21 protein-coding genes are annotated in these 23,867 nt (G+C 43.6%); 10 read left to right on the top strand and 11 right to left on the bottom strand.

From position 1 onward, the window contains the following. Nucleotides 1-111: 111 nt before the first annotated feature. Genes ruvB through RMY64_RS01250 form a run of 3 tightly spaced genes read left to right on the top strand, consistent with a single transcriptional unit; the run spans nucleotide 112 to nucleotide 2,356 of the window. Nucleotides 112-1,212 carry a Holliday junction branch migration DNA helicase RuvB gene (gene ruvB, locus RMY64_RS01260; protein ID WP_322689523.1) on the top strand — a complete coding sequence of 367 codons (1,101 nt, stop codon included), beginning with the start codon at nucleotides 112-114 and terminating at the stop codon, nucleotides 1,210-1,212. Nucleotides 1,213-1,243: 31 nt separating this feature from the next. After that, the gene (locus RMY64_RS01255; protein ID WP_322699076.1) at nucleotides 1,244-1,546 is read left to right on the top strand and encodes a hypothetical protein; all 303 of its coding nucleotides are present in this window, start codon (nucleotides 1,244-1,246) and stop codon (nucleotides 1,544-1,546) included. A gap of 6 nt (nucleotides 1,547-1,552) precedes the next feature. Beyond that, nucleotides 1,553-2,356 (top strand): tetratricopeptide repeat protein, encoded by an 804-nt coding sequence (locus RMY64_RS01250; RefSeq protein ID WP_322699075.1) that lies wholly within the window; start codon nucleotides 1,553-1,555, stop codon nucleotides 2,354-2,356. A 58-nt stretch (nucleotides 2,357-2,414) separates the two neighbouring features. Here RMY64_RS01250 and RMY64_RS01245 read toward each other — a convergent pair whose 3' ends face one another. The 4 genes from RMY64_RS01245 to RMY64_RS01230 form a co-directional block, all read right to left on the bottom strand. Then, a complete protein-coding gene (locus tag RMY64_RS01245) occupies nucleotides 2,415-3,803 on the bottom strand; it encodes a cytochrome P450 (RefSeq protein ID WP_322699074.1) in 1,389 nt (462 codons plus the stop codon). Nucleotides 3,804-3,889: 86 nt separating this feature from the next. Further along, nucleotides 3,890-4,693, bottom strand: a complete 804-nt coding sequence (locus tag RMY64_RS01240; protein WP_322699073.1) for a TIGR01548 family HAD-type hydrolase — start codon at nucleotides 4,691-4,693, stop codon at nucleotides 3,890-3,892. Nucleotides 4,694-4,737: 44 nt separating this feature from the next. Beyond that, entirely contained in the window at nucleotides 4,738-5,208 is a 471-nt protein-coding gene (locus RMY64_RS01235) for a DUF29 domain-containing protein (RefSeq protein WP_322689519.1), read from the bottom strand. A 55-nt stretch (nucleotides 5,209-5,263) separates the two neighbouring features. Further along, nucleotides 5,264-5,734, bottom strand: a complete 471-nt coding sequence (locus RMY64_RS01230) for a DUF29 domain-containing protein (RefSeq protein ID WP_322699072.1) — start codon at nucleotides 5,732-5,734, stop codon at nucleotides 5,264-5,266. Between the two features lie 137 nt (nucleotides 5,735-5,871). On the opposite strand from RMY64_RS01230, the gene RMY64_RS01225 reads away from it, so the two are divergent. Further along, nucleotides 5,872-6,171 (top strand): 30S ribosomal protein PSRP-3, encoded by a 300-nt coding sequence (locus RMY64_RS01225; RefSeq protein ID WP_094333099.1) that lies wholly within the window; start codon nucleotides 5,872-5,874, stop codon nucleotides 6,169-6,171. 10 nt (nucleotides 6,172-6,181) lie between these two features. Here the strand turns inward: RMY64_RS01225 and RMY64_RS01220 are convergent, their stop codons facing one another. After that, nucleotides 6,182-7,972 carry a serine/threonine-protein kinase gene (locus RMY64_RS01220; RefSeq protein WP_322699071.1) on the bottom strand — a complete coding sequence of 597 codons (1,791 nt, stop codon included), beginning with the start codon at nucleotides 7,970-7,972 and terminating at the stop codon, nucleotides 6,182-6,184. A gap of 92 nt (nucleotides 7,973-8,064) precedes the next feature. Here RMY64_RS01220 and RMY64_RS01215 point away from each other — a divergent pair, with 92 nt between their 5' ends. Continuing rightward, on the top strand, nucleotides 8,065-8,724 hold the full coding sequence (locus tag RMY64_RS01215; RefSeq protein WP_322670033.1) for a hypothetical protein: 660 nt from the start codon (nucleotides 8,065-8,067) through the stop codon (nucleotides 8,722-8,724). Between the two features lie 132 nt (nucleotides 8,725-8,856). On the opposite strand, the gene RMY64_RS01210 is transcribed toward RMY64_RS01215, so the two are convergent. From RMY64_RS01210 to atpD, 3 genes are all read right to left on the bottom strand, one after another. Continuing rightward, complete coding sequence (locus RMY64_RS01210; RefSeq protein ID WP_322670032.1) at nucleotides 8,857-10,965, bottom strand: flotillin family protein; 2,109 nt, start codon at nucleotides 10,963-10,965, stop codon at nucleotides 8,857-8,859. A gap of 273 nt (nucleotides 10,966-11,238) precedes the next feature. Continuing rightward, the gene (gene atpC / locus RMY64_RS01205; protein ID WP_322670031.1) at nucleotides 11,239-11,652 is read right to left on the bottom strand and encodes an ATP synthase F1 subunit epsilon; all 414 of its coding nucleotides are present in this window, start codon (nucleotides 11,650-11,652) and stop codon (nucleotides 11,239-11,241) included. 225 nt (nucleotides 11,653-11,877) lie between these two features. Further along, complete coding sequence (gene atpD, locus RMY64_RS01200) at nucleotides 11,878-13,326, bottom strand: F0F1 ATP synthase subunit beta (protein ID WP_322670030.1); 1,449 nt, start codon at nucleotides 13,324-13,326, stop codon at nucleotides 11,878-11,880. Nucleotides 13,327-13,898: 572 nt separating this feature from the next. On the opposite strand from atpD, the gene RMY64_RS01195 reads away from it, so the two are divergent. Next, a complete protein-coding gene (locus RMY64_RS01195; RefSeq protein WP_322699070.1) occupies nucleotides 13,899-14,723 on the top strand; it encodes a SirB1 family protein in 825 nt (274 codons plus the stop codon). Nucleotides 14,724-14,794: 71 nt separating this feature from the next. Here the strand turns inward: RMY64_RS01195 and RMY64_RS01190 are convergent, their stop codons facing one another. Further along, entirely contained in the window at nucleotides 14,795-15,238 is a 444-nt protein-coding gene (locus tag RMY64_RS01190; protein WP_322689514.1) for an SRPBCC family protein, read from the bottom strand. 278 nt (nucleotides 15,239-15,516) lie between these two features. Here RMY64_RS01190 and RMY64_RS01185 point away from each other — a divergent pair, with 278 nt between their 5' ends. From RMY64_RS01185 to RMY64_RS01170, 4 genes are all read left to right on the top strand, one after another. Then, entirely contained in the window at nucleotides 15,517-17,193 is a 1,677-nt protein-coding gene (locus RMY64_RS01185) for a mechanosensitive ion channel (protein WP_322670027.1), read from the top strand. 382 nt (nucleotides 17,194-17,575) lie between these two features. After that, entirely contained in the window at nucleotides 17,576-17,746 is a 171-nt protein-coding gene (locus RMY64_RS01180; protein WP_322699069.1) for a hypothetical protein, read from the top strand. A gap of 47 nt (nucleotides 17,747-17,793) precedes the next feature. Then, complete coding sequence (locus tag RMY64_RS01175) at nucleotides 17,794-18,381, top strand: hypothetical protein (RefSeq protein WP_322699068.1); 588 nt, start codon at nucleotides 17,794-17,796, stop codon at nucleotides 18,379-18,381. A 242-nt stretch (nucleotides 18,382-18,623) separates the two neighbouring features. Further along, the gene (locus RMY64_RS01170) at nucleotides 18,624-19,628 is read left to right on the top strand and encodes an HNH endonuclease (RefSeq protein ID WP_322670024.1); all 1,005 of its coding nucleotides are present in this window, start codon (nucleotides 18,624-18,626) and stop codon (nucleotides 19,626-19,628) included. On the opposite strand, the gene RMY64_RS01165 is transcribed toward RMY64_RS01170, so the two are convergent. Together RMY64_RS01165 and RMY64_RS01160 are read right to left on the bottom strand one after the other, a co-directional pair. Then, the gene (locus tag RMY64_RS01165) at nucleotides 19,612-20,913 is read right to left on the bottom strand and encodes a response regulator (protein ID WP_322699067.1); all 1,302 of its coding nucleotides are present in this window, start codon (nucleotides 20,911-20,913) and stop codon (nucleotides 19,612-19,614) included. The two genes, RMY64_RS01170 and RMY64_RS01165, sit on opposite strands and share 17 nt — an antisense overlap. Continuing rightward, nucleotides 20,910-23,783: a CHASE2 domain-containing protein gene (locus tag RMY64_RS01160; RefSeq protein WP_322699066.1), complete on the bottom strand. Its 2,874-nt coding sequence runs from the start codon at nucleotides 23,781-23,783 to the stop codon at nucleotides 20,910-20,912. The genes RMY64_RS01165 and RMY64_RS01160 overlap by 4 nt, the downstream gene beginning before the upstream one ends. Nucleotides 23,784-23,867 lie beyond the last annotated feature (84 nt).

The following is a 23,867-nucleotide window of genomic DNA, read 5'->3' as shown; positions in this document are numbered from 1 at the left end:
CTATAACCTGTAACCTATTCCCTTCCCCAGTCCCCAGTTCCCAGTCCCCAGTCCCCAGTTCCCAGTCCCCAGTCCCCAGTCCGCAGTCCCTTAAACATAGATAGCTGAATTATGGCGATAATCTCATCGAAAAAACAGCCTCCAGAACCCAACGGCGAACCAAAGCAGCGTCGAGAGTCGGCGAAAGCACCATCCACAGAAAATATTTTGCAGCCTGAAGCTGCTATTGATGAGCAAGAACAGCAAGAAGAAGGTATTCGACCACACCGCTTTGCTGATTACATTGGGCAAAAAGATTTAAAGGATGTGCTAGATATTGCCATTAAAGCAGCTAAGTCTCGTGGTGAGGTGTTGGATCACTTGCTTCTGTATGGGCCGCCGGGATTGGGCAAAACCACAATGGCAATGATTTTAGCATCGGAAATGGGGGTAAATTACAAAATTACTAGTGCGCCAGCCCTAGAACGTCCACGAGATATTGTTGGGTTACTAGTAAATCTCAAGCCTGGAGATATCTTATTTGTAGATGAAATTCATCGTCTCTCGCGGATGACAGAGGAAATTCTCTATCCAGCGATGGAAGATTATCGCTTAGATATTACTATTGGTAAGGGTTCCAGCGCTCGGATTAGAAGTTTGCCGCTATCAAAGTTTACTCTAGTAGGGGCTACAACCCGTGTGGGTGCTTTAACTTCACCACTGCGCGATCGCTTCGGTTTGATTCAAAAACTCCGATTTTACGAAGTTGACGAACTGACTCAAATTGTACTGCGAACCGCTCAATTACTCAAAACCCCTATTACAGAAGATGGAGCCACAGAAATTGCCCGTCGTTCACGCGGAACACCACGTATTGCTAATAGATTACTAAAGCGTGTGCGTGATTATGCGGAAGTAAAAGAATCTGGGGATATTGATGAAAGCATTGCATCTGAAGCATTGCAACTATTCCAAGTAGATCCTTGCGGTTTAGATTGGACAGACCGCCAAATGCTGAGTGTAATAATTGAACAATTTAATGGCGGGCCAGTGGGGTTAGAAACAATGGCAGCAGCCACGGGTGAAGATACCCAAACAATTGAAGAGGTGTACGAACCTTACCTGATGCAGATTGGGTATTTAACTCGCACTCATCGCGGCAGGATGGCGACTAAGGCAGCATACAAGCATTTGGGCTTTACACCGCCTAATGAACAGTTGTCATTATTGTAATTATGGGAAATTGGGCATTGGGCATTGGGCAATGGGAATAGGGGATGAGTCTTTGATACTCGTGAATGAGTCTTTGATACTCGACGACGAGTCTTTGATACTCGGCGACGAGTCTTTGATACTCGGCGACGAGTCTTTGATACTCGTGAATGAGTCTTTGATACTCGGCGACGAGTCTTTAATACTCGTGAATGAGTCTTTGATACTCGACGACGAGTCTTTAATACTCGTGAATGAGTCTTTGATACTCGACGACGAGTCTTTAATACTCGTGAATGAGTCTTTGAACTCCATTCCCCACTCCCCACTCCCCATCTTCAAGATAAACAGGTAAACCTAGATGATTAAGTTGATTAGTATTTTTCTCAGTTTGTTAATTCTGTTTGGCTGGGGTGCGCCAGTCATGGCACAATCTCAAGCGCCTATTACTGAAGAACAGTTAAAACAAGGCGATGAGTGGGCCAATCTAGCGTTTATAGCGACGAATCAAGGTGATTTTGCTACAGCTGAAACTTACTGGACAAAGATTATTGAGCAATTTCCCACTAATGCAGGGGCGTGGAGTAACCGGGGAAATTCGCGGGTGAGTCAGAATAAATTGCAAGAGGCGCTGGCAGATTATAACAAAGCCATAGAACTAGCACCAAATGTCACCGATCCATATTTAAATCGGGGCGCGGCGTTGGAAGGGATGGGAAAATGGGATTCGGCGATCGCAGATTATAATCATGTCTTAGAACTCGATCCTAATGATGCGATGGCGTATAACAATCGCGGAAATGCCAAAACAGGTTTAGGAAAATGGGATTCGGCGATCGCAGATTACAAAAAATCTAATGAGATAGCCCCAAATTTTGCCTTCGCCCGTGCTAACTACGCCTTGGCTTTGTATGAAATCGGTCAAAAAGAGCAAGCAATCCGTGAAATGCGAAATATCGCCCGTAAATACTCCAAATTTGCTGATGTGCGTGCCGCTCTCACAGCTGCATATTGGGTAAATGGAGAACAAGGTGAAGCCGAAAGCAACTGGGTAGCAGCTTATGGACTTGATAGCCGCTACAAGGATATCGACTGGGTAAAAAATATCCGCCGTTGGCCTCCCAGCCTAGTTACTGCTTTGGATAAGTTCTTGAAAATCCAGTAATTAGCAGGTAAATAACAGGGGAAGCGAAACGATCGCTCCTACCTAATTGTGCAAGTTTTTACACTGAGTTAGTCTCAAGAACTCGCTGATTTTGCTGACGCTTTCCAGTTACCACCATTGGTACACCACCGCCTGGTGCTAACAGGAAGCTTTTCCGAACTGGCAGTACTGGCTTTGTATCAGCTAGTTTCATTTGCCAATCAGATAGTATAGTTGCCAATACCAGTTTCATTTCAAACAGGGCAAATGCCATGCCAATACAGCGACGATTCCCGCCACCAAAGGGCAAAAATTCAGCTGGAGTAAATTGTCTTTCTAGAAAACGATCTGGCCTAAACTGCTTGGAATTGGGGTATAAATCTTCTCGATGATGGCTCAAATAAATACAAGGAACTAATATAGTCCCAGAGTCAAATTTGTAGCCTGCAATTTCTAGAGGTGATTTAACCAATCGATTTAATCCCAACATCGCCACCGGATACAGGCGCATTGTTTCCGAACAAACTGCATTCAAATAGGGTAATCGGAAAATGGCGTTCGGGTCTTTTTTCTCACCCAGGCTATCCAATTCTTGCATCAGTTTTTCACGGACTTCAGGTTGATGATGAATCCAATACAGTGCCCATGCTAAAGAACTAGCGGTAGTTTCATGACCTGCAATCAACAAAGTCATTAATTCATCACGTAATTCTATGTCTGTCATCGGCTCACCTGCTTCATCACGAGCCGCCATCATTAAAGACAGAATATCACTTCGAGACTGGTCAGCAAGCGATCGCCTTTCTTGAATTTCAGCATAGATGAGATCGTCCATTTCCTGCCGCAAACGTAGATAACTTCCCCAAGGACTGCGAGGCCCTAAATCCTGCCGTAATAATGGGAAAAACAGCATTATTGCCCGTACAACAGGTCTTTTTGGATTCAGGATAGCAATCAGTGTTTCTTTGAGTTTTTCATAACGAAGTCCGTCCTTTAGACCAAATACAGCCTTCAAAATCACCTGAAAGGAGATTTCTTGCATGGATGACAAGACTGTAAAGGTTTCCCCGACTGGCCAGTGGCTAGTTACTTGCTTGGTGATTTCACAGATTAAATCACCATAAGCCTGCATTCTTTCCCCATGTAGAGGAGGTGTCAGCAGTTTACGCTGGCGCTGGTGAGGTTTTCCTTCTAAGGATAGTAGAGAATTTGGGCCCAATAAAGGCGTTCCTGAACCTGCTGCTGCACCAGAATCTAACTGTTTGGGATCAGTGGTAAAAATCTGCTGAATCGCTTGAGGATTGCTAATGAATACTTGAGGCGTAAAAACTGGGCCAATTCGGAGAGTGAAGATATCACCATAGCTTTTAGCACAGTCTTCCATGTATTCTAAGGGATTAGTCAGCCACTGATACGTTTGTACCCAAGGGTGAGTTTGAGGGCCGTTAGGAAGTTTAAGTGCAGACATTTTTATTAATCTCCCAATGATTAAAGCAAGATTGTTATCAGCCAGTTATTCATGCACCCCTAGCTTGATTAATCTTAGACCACAGATCAAGCAGATGAACTCACCAATTCTTGAATCTGCCTTGGAGTCAATTCTTGGACATTACGCAAAACTACTGCTGCTCCTGCTGCTATTAGTGTCTCACCATAAGCATGACTACGCGCTGCTGTTTCCTGTACGTGGGGAGGTAAAACTCCTACACCAATCCAAGTATGAGAAGAATCTAGACCCCGCGCTTTCTCGACGGTATACATATCTGCTACCGTATCTCCCACATACACGATCGCTAATTTTTGCTCAATTCCATTATCTAATTCACGAACTGTAGCGAAAAGTCCGGTGGGGTCTGGTTTACCTGGTGCATCTTCCATCGCAATCAACACCGGAGATTCCAAACCCAAGCGTTTTTCTAAGACATAGTTCGCAGAAGCACGAGTCGCACCGCTAAAAAATCCCCAAGCAATACCAGCTTGGGTAAGTTGTTCTAAATAGCTAGGTTGTAATAATAAAGGTTCATTACAGATATACCCTGTAAAATTGTTTGGATCTGAGCCGCGGTAACGCGATTGAAAAAAAGCAACGATCGCACTGTAATCTAATTGCAGTTGTTCGCGGCTCTGTCCTTGGCTTTCAAAATAACGGTAAATTAATTCCTGCGATGCTTCCCAATCGTTATTCCACACGCCTTCAGACTTCAGTTGGTCAATATCTAGTGGGGTTGGACGATATGCTTGGGTGGTAAAATATTCTACGGTATCTGCGATCGCACGACGATAGGAACCGCTAACATCGCGTACAACGCCATCAATATCGAAAATAGCGATCGCCTTTGTAGAAGTTTGTGGAGTCATGGGGTAGGAAGCAAAAGAGTTTTAAATCATCATAAAACGTGAGATCATAACTCAGGTAAAAAATTGGGGTCGAGGGCTTGCTCTGGCGTGAAAGGAGATTGTTCGGGGAAGATAGCGATCGCTAATCCAGTTTCAATCACAGCCAGTCGTCTAGCGGTTTGATAGCTTTCATCGAAAACTTGCTCAAAGTAAGGTTTCAAACTCGGACTTTCCTGAAGTGCTTTTTGGACTCGCCTGCGGTGTTCCAGAATTGTGTACTGCCAACTTTTTGACCGTCTTTCAGTTTGAATTTGATATTTGAGCAGATGCATCAGCAAGACTTCCAGATTGCTCTCCAATGACCGCTTTTCACTTCTGCCCATCGTTTCAATTTCTTCAATTAAATTCTCTAAATCCAGTTCTGTGAGCCGACCTTGTTTGAGCAGTTCTGCTGTGGTTTGAATCCACAGGTAAAAGTCTTGCTCATATAAATCTGAACCAGATGTTGTTTGAGATTGGGGCAATTGGGCAGTCACGTCGCTTCGCTCCGAATTCAAAATTAACAGCAAAATTTTCTAAATCAGAGTGTGATTATGGCTCAGGTAAAAAATTGGGGTTAAGGGCTTGCTCTGGCGTGAAGGGAGAGTGTTCCGGGAAGGTAGCCAAATGCAATTCCGTTTCATCAGCAGCCAAGAGTCTAGCATCGTCATAACACAGCCCGAAAACTTCATCAAAATAGGGTTTAAGGCTAGGACTTTCTTCTAGAGCTTGTCTGAGGCGTTTGCGATGCTCACGAATTGTTGCTCGCCAACTACCAGAGCGCTTCTCGGCTTGATATTTGTACTTCAATAGATGCATCAGCACCACTTCCAAATTGCTTCTGAGTGCTTTCTTTTCATTTCTGCCCATCGTTTCAATTTCATCAATCAAATTCTCCAAATCCAGTTCTGTGAGCCGACCTTGTTTGAGCAGTTCTGCTGTGGTTTGAATCCACAGGTAAAAGTCTTGCTCATACAAATCTGAACCAGATGTTGTTTGAGATTGGGGCAGTTGGGCAGTCATAAGCCTCTTTAGTTAGCGCCGACTATACCTTATGCTAGCCCAATCTAATTACAGTTTGGTCATTTGATAGGGTATTGCGTTAAAATAAGCGATCGCTATCCTTGTTAAATAATGCCCGGAAATTCCCGGAGGTGTGATTGACCAAGTTTATTTTGAAAATTTTGTGGTTAGACGAGAACGTTGCTCTCGCAGTCGACCAAGTTGTAGGCAAAGGCACCAGTCCCTTGACTAAGTACTTTTTTTGGCCCAGAAATGATGCCTGGGAAGAGTTAAAAAAGGAATTAGAGTCCAAACATTGGATTACCGATCTGGATCGTGTTGAGTTGCTTAACAAAGCAACAGAAGTGATTAACTACTGGCAAGAGGAAGGCAGAAACCGTCCAATGGCAGAAGCTCAGTTGAAATTTCCAGAAGTTGCCTTTACAGGTAGCGCTTGATATTACAAAATTAGCTATTGTCCTGTTCTACAAGCTGCCACAGTTTGATAGTCTTGTCCCGGCTGCCGCTTGCAATTAATTGTGTAACTTTGCTCACAGCAACAGCAGATACTGAGTCTACATGACCAGAGAGAGTAACAATCTCTTCTGCTGTGCTTACCCTCCAAAGTTTAACTGTTTTGTCGCAACTTGTACTTAGGAGTGTTTCGCCATCGGCAGTAAAAGCCACAGCCACCACAGACCAAGAATGGCCTACAAGCGTGCAAATTAGCCGACCAGTGTTTACCTCCCACAACTTAATAGTGTTATCATCACTACCCGTCGCCAAAATTTGACCATCAGGACTAAAAGCGACTGTCAAAACCGCCCATGCATGACCCGAAAGGGTGCCTAACAAGCTATAGCATGGGCGGTTTTCAAATTTTTCCTCAAAGCCTCCAAATGCTCTCAATTGCCACAGGCGAATTGTTCTGTCATAACTAGCGCTGGCTAAAAGCTGTCCTTGGGGACTAAATGCTACTGAATTTATCTTTAATTGGTGTCCAGCTATGGTGCAAATTTCTCTACCAGTATTGACATCCCAGAGTTTGATTGTCTTATCCCAGCTACCACTAGCGAGAATCTGCCCATCTGGACTCAAAGCAACTGATTTTACAGCCTGTGCGTGTCCCAAGAGAGTGCAGATTTCCTCTAATGTTTCAACCTGCCACAATTTGATAGTTTTATCATTGCTAGCAGTTGCCAGAATTTTTCCATTTGGACTGAAGGTAACTGATTTTACAGCTTGGGAATGTCCTGACAAGCTAGCTAGGACTTTTTTAGTATTTAAATCCCACAATTTGATGTTTTTGTCATCGCTAGCGCTGACTAAAGTGTAACCGTCAGGACTAATGGCAAGGGCATTCACACTACCAAATGTCCCAGAATGCTCAGTTAAGGTATGTAAACATCGCCAAGGAGGATTTGGTAATTTAAAATTTTGAGTTTTACATTCCATACCCATTGCTTGCATAACTTCATCAGCTGATTGAAAGCGACGGTTAACAGCATTTTGCAGCAGCTTGTCGAGGATTTGGGCCAAGCGTAGACTCTTTGAGTCTTGTCGCCAGACATCGCTAACTTTGGTCGTAAGATATTGTTGCCAAACCCAACAATTATTAGCAATATCAAATAAATCAAAGGGAGGAATTTGGGTAAGTAAGTAAATACAAGTTACACCCAAGCTATATAAATCACTAGCAAAAACCGCTTTTCCTTTTGTCTGCTCTGGTGCAGCGTATTCTGCACTGCCAATACTGGTTTCAGATGTTAGCCGATCGATTTCTGTGACGATTTTCGCAGTGGTAAAATCGACTATGACGAAATCTCCCTTCTTGGTAATTGAGGATCTACGGATGATATTTTGGGGTTTAATATCGCGGTGGATGATGTGGCGATCGCTAATAAACTGCAAAACTGGCAACAAATCTTCTAACAGTTGCCAAATCTGAGTTTCATTAAAAGCGCCTTCTTCTTTAACCACCTCAGCTAAATTAGTGCCTGCAATAAACTCTTGCACTAAATAAAAATGCCCGTTCTGCTGAAAATAAGCCAATAAAGCGGGAATTTGCGGATGCTTTCCTAATTCTTCTAGCTTTTGCGCCATTTGCTGAAAATTTTTAGATATTTCGTATTCCAGCGATAATTCTTGAACGACGCAAGGAACTGGCGGAAACTTACCTTCGTCTATTGCGAGGAAGGTTTTACAGAATCCACCTTTACCAATCTGCTTGAGTAAACGATAACGTTCTTCTAAAAGCAAAATTTCTTTGCCTACATAGCATCCACAATAAAATATAGCTGTTTTTAGTTACTTATAACTCGGAAATGCTTACGAGCAAGTATAAAATCAAGATGCAGAAATTCTTAGGTCTAACCGTTTGCTTATCTGCTGTTATCTCATTTGTGCCTACAGTAGCCTTTAGCCTTCCGCTTTTAGGACAGACATTAAACAATTTAGCTGAAAAAGCTAAGTTAGAGGTTTCTAAGACTACAGGAATCTCGGCTAACAGCCTCAGTGTAGTTAACCAAGTAACTCTAGCTGATACTGGAATCACGCGGTTTAAGCTAATAGATACCCAAGGCAATATCTATGGTGTATCCCTTGATCCTGCTGGCAATCAAATTAGTCAGGAAGTGTTAGAGCAGGCTATTCAAGCAATCAACAATAAGGGCTTCGTTGGCAAATTGGAAACCGAATTAGTTAATCGCATTGCTCAAGGCGGTAATACCCCTATCAAGGTCATTTTTCATCTAAAAGGAGAAACAGTTCAGCCTTATCAAGGATCGAACCGTACTGAGCATCAAAATCACTTAAATACTCTTAAATCTCACTATCAGCTAATTCAGCAACCTCTTGTAAACCAACTTAAGGAAAGTAACCAACGGGTCATTTATCAATCTCTTTATACACCAATTGTGGTGGCGGAAGTTACCCCTTTGTTAATCCAAACGATCGCTGCTCGTTCTGATGTAGAGCGAATCTATCTTTCGCGACGGACAATTAGAAGGTAAAACGATTGAATTTTAGTTTGCCAGAAGAGGCTGAACGTATCTCGTTGTAACTATTTCCTGCCCTGCCTCCCCTGCTTATCCAAACCGTATTGGGGGCGCACATATCTACGCCCCTACCAGATGTTGCTAATGTTACTTATCTACAGGAAAATTCACAACTATAGGTGGATGACCGTTTTCTGGGGTTGGTTGTGCTTTGGTTACTGGTTGTGGATGCAAAGGTGTTGGTGTCAATTCACCTTTACCAGTTTGATTCCATAAAATCATGGATAGTAGCCCATCCACTAAACCGTTATTGCTGCCGTTACTGCCAACTAAGACATCTGGTATCAAGCGGACATTGCGATCGCCGATAATCTGCATTAGTTGCATTGCTGTATAACCTTGTGAACCCAAGGCTTCCACACCCGCGCGGTAAGTTTCAGCTTTGGCGTTACCTGTGGCCCGAATACCTTCAGCCTCAGCAATTGACCGAAGTTTTGTCCCCTCGGCTTCACCAGTCGCCTGCTTAATTTGGGCTTGGGCTTTCAAGTCAGCAATATGTACACTCTGCTCCGACTTCACCATTTCTTGCTGAATATCAGCCAGTGCTGTTTCCCGGACAAGCTGCTGCCGTTGGGTTTGCGCCATCTGCTGAACTTCATAAGTCTTGCGTTCTTCTTCAGCAATTTTCCGGTCTGTCTGTGTCTGCATTAACGATGCTGGTGGCTGAATATCACCAATCAGGGTGTCGATCGCTTGCACGTCATAAGCCCGCAATGCTGTTTTAATATACTCAGCAGCCTCAGCTTGTCGTTCGCTGCGAGCGGTGAGAAAGTCTAGTACAGTATAGTCTTGGGCTGAGTTGCGGAAATAATTACCGATAGTTGGTTCTAATACATGGTCTACCAGATTTTGCATTGCACCAACGCGAGAAATTACCTTCGGAGCATCTAAAGCACCCACATGGATAATTTGCGCTACTTCCAAATCAAAAGCAAACCCATCTCGCGATCGCACTGTCAAGGAAGCCAGTTGAGCATCATAGCTGTGGCGTTCGGTGCGATCTGACCAATTTAAGACAATGTTGGTCGTTGGCACCAGTTCCATCTTCATGATCCGAGAATTAATCGGGTGCTTACCAGGATATAGCGGTTCGACCCACACGCCCTTATGTCCAGGATTCACCAAGTTACCGTGGGTGAAAGCTGCGCCGCTAACATCTTGATGTGCCTTACCCACAAAAGAAATTACCACACCCACATACCCAATGGGAATTTCCGTCATCGGCACTTGTTCAACCTGGACAAACCAAGGGTTTAAGTTCCAAGAACCAGAAAGCAAGGTTTGCTCTTGTAAGCCCCGCCGCCCACCGCCATTAATAAATTTCTGACCATTTTGGAAGTTGTCGTGTCCCTCAATTATGGGGCCTGCAAGTTCGCCGGCAGAAATTGGCACACCATCTAAGGTAGTAACGATGCCAACTTTGTCCGATGCCAGACTGTACACTCGCAACTGTTCTGGAGCCATGCCATGAGCGCTAGCATTTGCTGCCATGATGACTTTAAACAGAGCGGTATTGATCCGGTACGTACCTGCGGTGAGAAAACCCATTTGCCGCCCTTTTTCACCGCCTTCGGTGAGGAATTTTCGAGCATCTTGGAAGTTGTCGCAACTGACAATTTTACCCAAAATCCGCTCTGGTGGGTTGGGTTGACCATCTGCTGCCACAATCAAAGCGATTTCTCCTTGGGGGACGACAACCACTGGCTCTTTTTTTACAGAATACTGCCAAGGCCAATAACCCCAATGCCAACCAGGAGCTAAAGTATCTGCTTGCAAGCCAGCTTCGCCGTTGAGGGCAATTAAACTACCGGCTGGGAGTCCGCGCCCGGAAAGGGTAAATTTTCTAACTACAATACCTACTTCACGTTCGCCAATTACTACAAGTCCGCCAAAGAATAAGGGTACAAATATAACTAAACCGCCCACAAGTAGAATTGGAACCACTACAACAGGATTAATTCCAGCAGCTTGATATTGAGTCTTGCTAATTTGTAACTGAGCAATATTTGGTTTGGTCTGATTTAGCTGGACTGATGCAGTAGTTGTTTTTACAGGCGTGGCATTGGCAGAGTGAATACTTTCAGCGATCGTCAAAGACGTTGGCGAAGCCATCGCTAAGGTTGCTACGATCGATGCTGCAAAACGAGCTACCTTATTTTGTTTACGAGTACCAAGCAAAGATGAAAGGCTTTTCATAATCTGTGCCCATCTGGGCAACTAATTAGCTAAGTTAACACTTCACTAAGGCTTGCCTCGATTTCTTAAACTTGACGTAATTTTTTTAAAATTTAATAAACAAGGATTCAGAATTCAGAATTCAGGATTCAGAATACTCCATCCATTTACGGAGAAAGTTTTAGCACCCATACAGAATTAATACTGATTTCTGACTCCTGACTCCTGAGTTATTCATAAATAATTTGTAGGTTGGACATTACCCAACCTACAAAGTTGAAATAGAAAGTTAAATTAGACCGAACCGCCAGCCGCTTGAAACCGAGCGCGGGCGCGTTTGAAGGCTTGATTTGCCTGGATTTGGGCTTGGCGATCGTCTGCTGACACTTGACTTAGACGAGCTTCTGCTTGGTTGTAAGCAGTACGGGCTTCATCAAGGTTAATTTTGTCGCCACGTTCAGCGCCGTTAACCAGAATTGTCACTTCATTTTCTTCGACTTCGGCAAAGCCACCCAAAAGGGCGATCGCTTCCCAATTCTGATTTTTAGCGGCGCGAACTCGCATTACACCAGTATCCAGGGCGGTCAAAAGGGGTGCGTGTCCAGTGAGGATACCTAGTTGACCAGTGGTGCTAGGCAAAACTACTTCTTCAGCCGGGGCATCCCAGACTGTTTTATCTGGGGAAATTACACGAACGGTTAATGTCATTTGTCTTTTGTCCTTTGTCCTTTGTCTTTTGTCCTTTGTCTTTTGTCTTTTGTCCTCTCTTACAAAGTTCTGATGCCTACGGCGGGCTGCGCCAACGCCGGAAGCTGGCGCTCAGACTTTGCGCTTTGTCATTTGTAATTGCCATTAGTCATTAGCCTTGAACTAATGACTAATGACCAATGACCAATGACCCGTGACCAATGACCAATGACCAATGACTAATGACTAACCTTTGATTTTGTCAGCTTTGGCGATCGCTTCGTTAATATCGCCAACCAAGTAGAAAGCCTGTTCTGGCAGAGCATCTAACTCACCAGACAGAATTTTTTGGAACCCTTTGATGGTATCTTCCAACTTCACGTACTTACCAGGAGAACCGGTGAATACTTCTGCCACAAAGAACGGCTGAGACAAGAAACGCTCAACTTTCCGCGCCCGCGCTACGATCAGACGGTCTTCTTCAGACAATTCATCTAGACCGAGAATGGCGATAATGTCTTGGAGTTCTTTATAACGTTGCAGAGTTGATTGCACCGCCCGCGCCGTATTGTAGTGTTCGTCACCGACAATATTGGGCTGAAGCATGGTGGAAGTTGAGCCAAGGGGGTCAACTGCGGGGTAAATTCCCTTAGCAGCCAAACCGCGAGACAGTACTGTAGTTCCGTCCAAGTGGGCGAAGGTGGTAGCAGGTGCGGGGTCGGTGAGGTCATCCGCTGGTACGTACACTGCTTGAATGGAGGTAATGGAACCCTCGGTAGTCGAGGTAATCCGCTCTTGCAGTTCACCTACGTCGGTTCCCAATGTGGGCTGATATCCCACCGCTGAAGGCATCCGACCGAGTAACGCCGATACTTCCGAACCTGCTTGTACAAACCGGAAAATGTTGTCAATAAACAACAGCACATCCTGCTTGTTCACATCGCGGAAGTATTCTGCTACTGTCAATCCTGAAAGACCAACCCGCATTCTTGCTCCGGGTGGTTCGTTCATTTGACCGTAAACTAGAGCAATTTTTGATTCGTTGAGGTTGTCTTTGTTGATAACCCCAGATTCAATCATTTCGTTGTAAAGGTCATTGCCTTCGCGGGTACGTTCACCCACGCCAGCAAATACGGATACTCCACCATGCTGAGTAGCGATGTTGTTAATCAATTCCATCATGATTACGGTCTTACCAACACCAGCACCGCCGAATAGACCAATCTTACCGCCGCGTCGATAGGGAGTCAGAAGGTCAACAACTTTAATCCCAGTCTCGAACACGGAAGGTTTGGTTTCCAGGTCGGTGAATTTGGGAGCAGAGCGGTGGATGGGTAAACTTGCCTCAGCATTTACAGGGCCTTTGTTGTCCACAGGTTCGCCAAGGACGTTGAAAATTCGACCCAAAGTGGCTTTACCAACTGGCACGTTAATGGGAGCGCCTGTATCGGTGACTTCAAAACCGCGCACTAAGCCTTCGGTGGAACTCATCGCAACAGTCCGCACTTGGTTGTCGCCCAGCAGTTGCTGTACTTCAACGGTGATGTTGATTTCCTGTCCAGCTTCGTTGGTGCCAACGATTTTCAAAGCGTTGTAGATTTGTGGCAATTTCCCGCCGGGAAATTTAACGTCTACAACTGGGCCAATGATTTGGGTAATGTAGCCAATGTTTGTTTTTTCTGCGGTTGTGACCATGCTGCGCCTAATGAGTGAAGCTAGATTTCAGATAAGGTCGGAGAAGACATAAGAATAAGAAATGTCACCTTTCACTCTAGCATCGGACGGGGACATAACTTTCTTAGTAATTCCTTAAAAAGGAGTTTGGTGGTTGGGGTTGTAGTCCCGATCCTGACCAGATTGACAGAATACGCTCAAGTTTATCTTAATTTCATTTTTCAAATGCGATCGCCCTAATTTTCCTATACTGTATCAAAATATACTACTATTCTAACTTCCCTAAATATTTACACTTGCAGGCAAAAAGCAGATATTTTGATATCTAAACTTTGGTCTTAAAATAATGCATATTTATATTACGTCATATATTTTGCGTGGTTACAGCCCATAAAATACATCACCAAGGCAGCATTTACTAAAAGTTAGTTAGTAATAGATATATAAAGCTATCCATAAACTACATTTCCAAAACTTCTGAATATCCATAAGATAAAGAAAGATAGATACAAAAACAGTTTTTAGCCAAGCCGCGATGCTTGAATTGGGCGTACCTGCGGCTTCATCCTCACACTTACACCGAGCAATAGCCTATGAACTTCTCGTCAGCACGACAATATTTTTACCAGGAGATTCAGCAGTCTGACGAGCAAATTGACCTAGCAAAGGCAGCTTTGTACATTGCACAAGAAGAATATCCCAAGTTAGACCCAGAGGAATATCTCAACGCCCTTGATACAATGGCATGGGAGCTTCAAGAACGCCTGCCTGATTCACGTTATCCTTTGCGAATAGTTCAAACTATTAATCAGTATCTCTACGATGATTTAAAATTTTCTGGTAATAAAATCAACTATTACGATCCCCGTAACAGCTTTATCAATGATGTAATCGATCGCCGATTAGGGATTCCCATTACCTTAGCGCTGGTTTACCTGGAAGTTGCTCGACGTATTGATTTTCCGATGGTCGGTATAGGTATGCCAGGACATTTCCTGATCCGCCCAGATATTCCTGATATAGAGATTTTTGTGGATGCTTTCGATGGTGGTGAAATAATATTTACCCAAGATTGCGAAGAACGCCTATCTCAACTTTATCAGCAACCTGTGACGCTACAACCAGAATTTTTGGCTGTAGTTAGTAATCGGCAATTTTTGGCCCGGATGTTGACAAATTTAAAATTTATTTACCTCAAACAGCAAGAGTTAGAAAAAACGCTGGCAGCAGTCGAACGAATTTTGTTGTTGTTTCCTGGTTTAACCTTAGAATTGCGCGATCGCGGTTTGATCTACTATCAACTCGGTTACTACCCCCAAGCCGTAGACGACTTACAAAATTATTTAGCAAAAGTTCCCGACGCCGAAGATGCATCTGTGATTCAGCGGCTACTTACCGAACTGGGTAAAAACAAGTAGGGAATAAAGACTAGGAACTGGGAAAATTTTAGTAAGCCAATGACAAATGACAAATGACAAATGACAAATGACTAATTTTGTTCTTCTGCAACTCGTTTGAGGCGGCGGAGTTGGGCTTGCATATCTTCTTTTGTCCAAGATGCAGCAAAAGTGTTGAAGCCCCAACTAATTAAAGGGTTAGGGATATCGTACTCAAAGCGGTTGAGTAAAAGCGTTCCCTTTTCTGTTGGCTGACATTCCCAGCGATCGCGCCCTTGAAAAAACCCCTGAAATTCCCAGACTACCAAACCCGGTTGTCGTTCTACAACTACGCTATTCAAGGTGGGTTTCAGTAGAGGAATTTGAATAATAAAACGACTTTTACTGCCGACATCGGTACTCCAAGCTTCGCCCACAGGTTCGCAACGAAGAACGGGGTTGAGCCAACGGTGCATAAGAGCTAAATCGCTAATACAGCGCTCCACCACTGTAGCTGTAGCATTAATTTGAATCGATTGTTCCAAAACTTGGGACATTCCACATCTTTGGTGCTGTTGCTGCAATTAGAGTAACGCAAAATTCAGCAAAGTGGGAGCAGGGAAGCAGAGGGGCAGGGGAGACAAGGGGACAAGGAGATAAACGAAACTCCTAACTCCTAACTCAGCACTCATTACTCATTACTCAACACTGTTTTGCCCAATGCCCGTATATTAAATCAAATATGAGTAAATATGTATGTTTTTACTGGTAAATTGATAGGCAAAACACTGACTCAGTGTTTGCGGCGAATACTTAAGCATAATTCCCGAAAACCATGAACACAACTTGGCAAGAAATAACCCAGGTGATGTCTACGACGGGCTACGCCTATGGAGTTGGTTTATCCACAAAGGTGCAGCAATTTTTGGCACAATCATCGCCCAGCCTGCAACCAATACAACCAGCAGTGAATCAAGGAATCGCTGATGTGCAAGGTATTGTTCAACAGTTGATTCTATTTACGCCTCGTCTTCTAGGGGCAGTAGCAATCTTACTAGTAGGTTGGCTGATTGCAGCGATCGCAGCAGCAGTGACGCGAGGAATCCTCAAGCGCACAAACATAGATAACCGGATTGCTGCTGGGATAACGGGTCGTCAAGATGTTCCCCAAGTGGAGAAATTAATCTCCAGTTTAGTTTTTTGGAGCATTATCCTGTTGACGGCGGTTGCTGTTTTACAGACATTGGATCTGGAGATAGCCTCTCGACCCCTGAATAATTTTCTCAATCAACTTATTGGTTTTTTGCCAAAGTTGGTTGGTGCAGGAATCATTTTGGTAGCAGCCTGGTTTTTGGCGACGATTGTGAAGATTATCACTGTGCGCTCATTACAGGCATTTAACCTGGATGAGCGTTTGAATCCAGAACCAGAAGACAGAGCACCCAGCCTCAATCAGCTGTCTCTAAGTGAGACGATTGGCAACGCTCTGTATTGGTTTATATTTTTACTGTTTCTCGCTCCAATTTTGGATACTCTCGGACTACAGCAGGCTCTACAACCAGTACAAGCTCTAATTACAGAAGTTCTGCTAATTCTGCCGAACATTTTAGCGGCGATCTTGATTGCTGTAGTTGGCTGGTTCATCGCTAATGTAGTACGGCGGATTGTGACGAACTTGCTGGCAACAACTGGTCTTGACCATTTAGGTAGTCGGTTGGGATTATCTACAAGTGCGGGGGTACAACCTCTATCGAGTATTATCGGCACAATTGTCTATGTTTTGATTCTGATTCCTGTGGCGATCGCAGCGCTGAATGCCTTGCGAATTGATGCGATATCTGTCCCGGCGATCGCTATGCTGCAACAGATTCTCAACGCCTTACCTGCCATCTTTACAGCCGCAGCAATTTTGATTGTTGCTTATTTCATTGGGCGGTTTATCGCGGACTTAGTTACAAGTATCCTCACCAATTTAGGGTTTAATAACATTTTCACTATTTTGGGTCTGACTACACCCGGTCGACGAATCGTCATTTCCACAGAATCAGCAACCCCACCGATTCCAACCCGCACTCCATCGGAAGTTGTAGGCATTGTTGCTTTAGTGGGGATCATGCTGTTTGCTACAGTGGCGGCGGTGAATATCTTGAATATTCCAGCCTTGACAGCATTAGTGTCTGGGATTGTGATTATATTCGGGCGGATTTTGGCCGGATTGGTAATCTTTGCCATTGGCTTATTCCTGGCAAATTTGGCTTTTAACATCATTACCAGTTCAGGCGATCGCCAAGCCCAGATTTTAGGACAAGTGGCACGGATTGCCATTATTGCCTTAGTTTCTGCAATGGCACTGCAACAGATTGGAGTTGCCAGTGATATTGTGAATTTAGCCTTTGGACTTTTACTAGGTGCGATCGCAGTTGCTATTGCCCTAGCCTTTGGTCTTGGGGGACGCGATATTGCAAGAGAGCAAGTTCAAGAATGGTTAAACTCTTTCAAAGGTAGAAACTAAAAATTGATCGAGGCGCAATTTCATCTGTAAATCTGGAAAAGTGCAGCCGTAAGCATCAATAGTGCAGAAAATCTATCGGCAATTTTGCTTAAAAGGTTGAAAGTTACAGCTTAGAAACTCGGAGTTTGAGTAGAGAACTCGTAATCTCAAGTTCTAAAGCTCAAGTTCCGAGTTTGGAAGCTCAATTTAATCGTATTTTCCGAGTCACCTTTTTTAGCGACGTAAGTGACAAATTCCTTAGTATTAAGGAAAGCTGGGGATAAAGGAAGGACGCGTAGGCGCAGCCTGTTGTAGACATCGCAAGAAGGCGGGGTGTAGTCCATCGCAGTAACAATCAATTTTCTCAAAATTACCGAAAGCCTTGCTGATGTGGGTTATTGAAATGATGAGTGCCGTTTTGTTGGGAAATATTGAGTCAAGATTTGATTTGGCAGCTTTTGTGTTACAAAAACCACTTTTATGGGAAAACTTAAAACAAGACCTTGTGTTGAAGATATTGGCTGTAATTCGTCAGCCAAACGCTAAAAATTACAACAGCCTGTGCATGAGTTGAAAGAATAACTTGACATTTTAAATAAAAATTATTAACCAGTAACACTTATGGATTTACTTATCAACATTCTTAAACGTTTTTGGATAATTAATTGTTTCGGGATATTTGTTTTATCGGCTTGCACACCTGCATCATCCCAAGAAAAACTTTTAACATCCAAAGAAGGAAATTTTAGTATTTTAATGCCAGGGACTATTTTAGAAGAAGCTAGTTCTCCAACAAAAGGGATTAATAACCGAAATTGGGCAACTATTAAGAGTGAATCTATATATTCAGTGACCCATTCAACTCTTCCCAAAGAAATAGCCCCGCAGAGAATTCCAAAAGTTTTACAGCTTCTAGTTAAAACTGCTAATCAAACAAATTTTATTCAAGGTAAACAAATATCTCAGTCTTCCGTTAATCAAAGTGGATATAACTGCCAAGACTTTACTTTAATGGGCAAACCCAGTACTTCCTTGCAAGAAGAAATTAAGAAAAAAGGATTGAATATAAATAATAAATTCTTATATCAGAGAAGTCTGCTTTGTATGAAGAAAAATTATGCTGTTGAAGCTGTAATAATAACCGCATCATCTGAAGAACTAAAAACAAATGGTGCATCTTTTATTAAATCGCTAAACCTCAAACCATGAGGCTATTTATTAGTAATTGGTATGACCATTACTGTTAGTATACTTGTAACTTTATGGCTGAGACTGCATGGCATCATCTGCTGTACATAATCGGACAGTGAAGTTTTTGGAAGTAACATACACAAACAATATAAAATAATTACTATATCTTTAAAATTTTTGGAAGCAAATTCGTCATGAATGCTGAGGTGCTTCTTAGTTTGAGAAAGAGAAACTGGAGCAAACACTCCACGGCATAAAACATGGATTTTATCAACGAAGCACAAAAGTTGGCAGATACGGTTAGAGATAAAGCTCAAGAAGCAGCCAACAATGTAGTAAACGGGATGAATGAGGTAGTTGATGGAATCAAGAACGCTACTAGCGAGATGACTACTTCAAGTGTCCATGCAGTCAATGATTTACAAAGTTTGTCAACTATCGCAACACAATCAAGTTTTCAAACTGTTCAAAATGTTAGTCAAACATTTCAACAAACTGCTGTTGGAGTTGCCGCATCTAGCATGGTTATGGCTGATGCTTTGCAAAATTTACCAAAGACAGCTGCCGAATTAGCCCAAGAGATGCCCAAGATTGCAAATAGGCTCAGATATCGTGCTGGTGTTCGGGTAGGAGACTTACCTCGCTCTGATGCAGATGTCATGAAGCTTTTTGAGAAAATTCCTGGCACATCAAAGCTTGGAGGAAAAGAATATACAATTCGTCAATTTCTTAGAGATAAGCATGGTAGCCACATCAATCCACGTTCCCAAGGTGGCTCGAATGCTGCTGATAATATTCTTTGGGAAGTAGGTGTTGATAATCTCCGCCGAGGAGCCAAAGTAATGACCGTTGGCGAACAGTTTTATATTCGAGTTTATAATGCAGTAGATTCTATTGTCAGCAATTCTGGGACGATCGCCAAACTTGGGATTACTGCAACGGGAACAGCTATTCTCACTCAGGTTGTAGTCACGGCGATTTCTTACTCTTTGGATCTTTATCGGGGCGATATTACTGTTGAAGAGTATAAAAATCTAATTTTTGAAGCAGCAAAGGCAGCAGGTATTGCGACACCAATTGTTTTTTTAGTCTTGGTGGCTGTGTTAGCTTTATTTCCAGAATTTACAGTTATTTTGTCAGCACCAGTTGTTGTTGCAGGCTTCAATGCTTTATTTGGTATTAGTATTGCTACACCCATTATTCAATCGCTAGTTCGTCATATCGAAGCTGGAGGTTTTGGCATAGAAACTACATCGGCAGAGTAATAATAAATTTTGTCCCCTCACCAGGTGTTGATAAGCATTTGATTTGTCCGTTGTGTTTGTCAACAATAATTTGGTAGCTGATCGCTAATCCTAGCCCGGTTCCCTTGCCCACAGCCTTGGTTGTGAAAGATTGCTCAAAAATTCGAGATTGCACCTCAGTAAGCATACCGGTCCCGTTATCTTGGATGCAAATTGTGACGGTTTTTTGTTGGGGATCGACCGATGTGGTAATGGCGATCGTGTTCGGGCAAACAGCAATATCTCGATCGCAATTGTTTTGATGAACTTCATCAAATGCATCAATGGCATTAGCGATGATATTCATAAATACCTGGTTCAGTTGTCCGGGATAGCAACTGATTGGAGGTAACTCACCGTATTGTGTGACAACCTGGATTTTAGGGCGATCGCCATTGCCTTTGAGTCGATGTTTCAACAGCATTAAGGTGCTATCGATTCCTTCATGAATCTGAAACTCCACCTGAGATGAAATATCTGCGCGAGTAAAAGTTCTCAAAGAAAGACTGATATCTTTCAGACGGGTAATTCCTTGGTGCATTGATGCCAGTAGTTTTGGCAGATCCTCTGTCAGATACTCCAAGTCGATTTCTTCAACAAGCTCTTGAATTTCCGAGTCTGGCTGCGTTAGCTTCTGCTGTTGCAGGCTTACTAAGCGAAGTAGATTATTTACATATTCCTCAATATAAGATAAATTTCCGCCAACAAAACCAACCGGATTATTAATCTCATGACCAATACCTGCAACCAACTGCCCTAATGTGGACATTTTCTCACTCTGGATCATTTGTAGTTGGGTTTGCCGTAATTGCTGTAGAGATTGAGTTAATTCTCTGGTGCGTTCTTGCACGCGTTCTTCTAGTGTGCGGGTGAGATGAGAAATCTTGAGGTGTAACTTTAAACGGGCAATAACTTCTTCGTGTTGGAAGGGTTTGGTAATGTAGTCAACTGCACCTATTTCCAATCCGGCCACCTTGTCTGTAGAATCAGATAGGGCAGTCATGAAAATTACTGGAATATTCTGGGTGATTGGATTGGTTTTCAGTCTGCGACAAGTTTCAAATCCATCAATACCTGCCATCATCACATCCAAAAGAATCAGATCGGGATGAGCATATTCTGTTTGTTCGATCGCTGACTCTCCATCTGTTGCCATGAGAGCTTTCCAGCCGCACCTCTGAATCGCTTCCGATAGCACCTTGAGATTGTTTGGATTGTCATCCACTAACAAAATATGTATGGGTTTCGAGATCGGAACAGCAATCATGGATGTAACTCCGTTGTGACAAATGATTTGAGGAACTTACGGATTTTTCCGGTTTGGAAATTGGCAGTGAGTTTGCTTAACTCTGCTGCGAAGGGAGCTAGTTGACTGTTTTCCTCAATGAGTTCTCTTAACATTCCCTCAATCGCTGAGATATCTCCCATCATTGCCAGATGATAGAGTTGTTGCAAAACATCTTGGGATGGTAGAACCCATTCACTATTAGTTATCTGCTCACCTTTGGGAGGCGAAGATTTGGCATATATCCATTCCACTCCCAAGAGCGATCGCAGTCTATTGAGTAGTTCGTCAATCTGGAGAGGTTTGGGTAGGAATGCTGTTGCCCCTGCCTCTAAACTCCGCTGACGATTTGACTCAAAAACGCTGGCACTAGAGACGATAATCGGAATAGAACAGGTTTGTGGATTCGCTTGCAGGTGAACCATTAGCTCAAAACCATCCATATTAGGCATCGCTAAATCGAGTAGAATCACATCTGGATTGTGTTCAATTGCTACTTGTAGCCCATGTTTGCCATCGGTTGCTTCCAAGGTTCGACAGCCAATTTCTTGCAGCAAATTGGTCAACATAGAACAGTGGTTGCGATCGTCATCGACAATCAGAATTTGAGGCGCACTACCCTGAATCCCGGTAATTTTCTGGGGAGTTGGCGTGTAATCCGTCACAGACATCGTTCCTCCACGCCAGTCATGAGCGAGTGGTACCGATACTGTCAAATCCAGCCAAAATAGACTTCCTTCACCCAGGTGACTCTGCACCTGAATTTGGCTTTCCATCAATGCCGCAATTCTTTGGCTAATCGCCAATCCCAAGCCAGTACCTTCAGATCGTTGCCCTGCTTCACCCACTTGCTCAAAGGGTAAAAAGATTTTCTCCAGTTGGTCTGGTGACATCCCAATACCCGTATCTTCAATCTGAAAACGAATCTTTTGATGTGTCATTTGTCCATTGTCATTGGCCGTTTTAGACTCTTGACCAATGACCAATACTTCTCTATGAGAGGCTGCGCCAACGGCTTCGCTCAGTACAAGTGACGAATCACTAATGGCTTCCACTGTGAAGGTTACGCTACCGCTATCTGTAAATTTGATCGCGTTGCCCAGTAAGTTAATTAACACTTGTCGCAGTCGTTTTTCATCAGTTTCAATGGCAAGTGGTAGGCGATCGCTAATTAAGATATTAAATCCAATTCCTTTCTGTTCAGCCCGGATACCACAAATCTCAGTCACACCATGTAAGAAACTGGGCAAATGCACGCTAGTGACAACCAAATCCAATTTCCTTGCTTCTATCTTCGAGAGATCGAGAATGTCATTAATCAGCATCAAAAGATGCGAGCCGCATTGGTAGATAATGCTGACTCCTTCTAGGTTTTTAGCTGTCATATTTGGCGATCCTTCTAGTACCTGGGCAAAACCAAGGATGCCATTGAGAGGTGTGCGTAGTTCGTGGCTCATGTTGGCGAGAAACTCACTCTTGGCCTGATTGGCAGCATCGGCAGTTTGCTTTGCCTCCACTAATTCATGAGTGCGTTCTTCGACTTTTGTCTCTAGGGTTTTGGAATAATCCAATAGTTGACTGTTGGCAATTTCTAGTTGGCGATTGGTTTCTTCTAACTTCCGCTGTTTGTAGGCATTAGTTGTTGCAATCACACTACCAATAAACGCGGTTAAGGTGGGTGTTACCGGAATTAAAACACCATACAAAAACATCCCATAGCCACCCCATATATAGGCTCCACTGATGCCTACAGTTGCCCAAAGAATTTTGCCGCCAGGAATCCGCAGCTTGCTACTGGATAACAACCAACTGCCTGTAGAACCAATGACAGACGACAAAACAATCCAGAGTGATAAATAAATGCCAGAAACACCGTGCAGACTGGCATTTCCTGTTTTTGCTCCTCGTACTAGTTGATGAGCAATATTGGCATGAACAACCACACCTGGAGTCGGTTTTTGAGCAGATACCCAAGAAGAGAAGGGTGTGCTGAAGAAATCATTGGTACTGGAGGCAATCGATCCAATAAATACCATGCGATCGCGCATCAAATCTGCCGGAATTTTCCCTGCTAACACATCGCGCATCGCAACTGTCCGAAATGCGGCTTCTGTTCCATGCCAATTCAACAGAATTTGATAGCCTCCTAAATCGGCATCGGTATAACCTGCTTCTTGATTTTGCAGTGGTAAGTAAATTTCTTTACCCAACTGAAACTTTTGTTGTTGGGGGTCAATGCTTTCTAAGCTAATTTTCTCAGCTTCGAGGTACTTTAGGGCTACAAGGGTTGCTAGTCCGGCTTTAATGGTGTTTTTCTCTTTGGCATCTTCAGCTGTCAAGAGGGCGCGACGTACAAAGCGATCGCCATCCAAGACTAAATCTGCTAATCCTACCCGATCCTGTTTTTTCAATTCCGGTGGGGGATTGACGCGTTCGCCAGTAATTTTCTCAACTCCGATTAAATTGGGAGTGTTGCGAAAGACTTGAACAAGTTGCTTGTGTCCACTTCCTTCCGGTAAATCTCGATAGAGATCCAAGCCAATGGCTCTCGGCTGCTGCGCCCGGATTTTTTCTAGTAATCGTGCCAGCGCCCAGTCTGGAACTGGCCATTTACGCACCGATTGAATATCGCGCTCATCGATTGTAACAATCACAATCTCATCTGCGTAGGCGTAGCCCGCCATAGGCATCGCCTGTGAAGATCGCTGGCGAACCCATTCGTCGCGAATTTTCCATTCCGGTAAATTGAAAAGTCCCAAAGATTGCCCAACCATAACAGTTAAGGCAACGCTAGGAGTAATAATCAAAACGCTGCGAGTGCGTTGGATCAAAGCCTGGAATCTGCGCCACATATTTGTGTCATGCAATGGGGATTGGGAAAGGTAGGGTTCCCTCTGGGGATTAAGAAGTAATGGGGACTGTGTGGAAGTAAGAAG

Origin of the sequence: Nostoc sp. DedQUE08 (assembly GCF_034530895.1) — a bacterium.
In the GTDB taxonomy this organism is placed as follows: Bacteria; Cyanobacteriota; Cyanobacteriia; order Cyanobacteriales; family Nostocaceae; genus Nostoc.
Note: the sequence above shows the minus strand (reverse complement) of the source record. Positions and strands in the feature narration are given on the sequence as shown.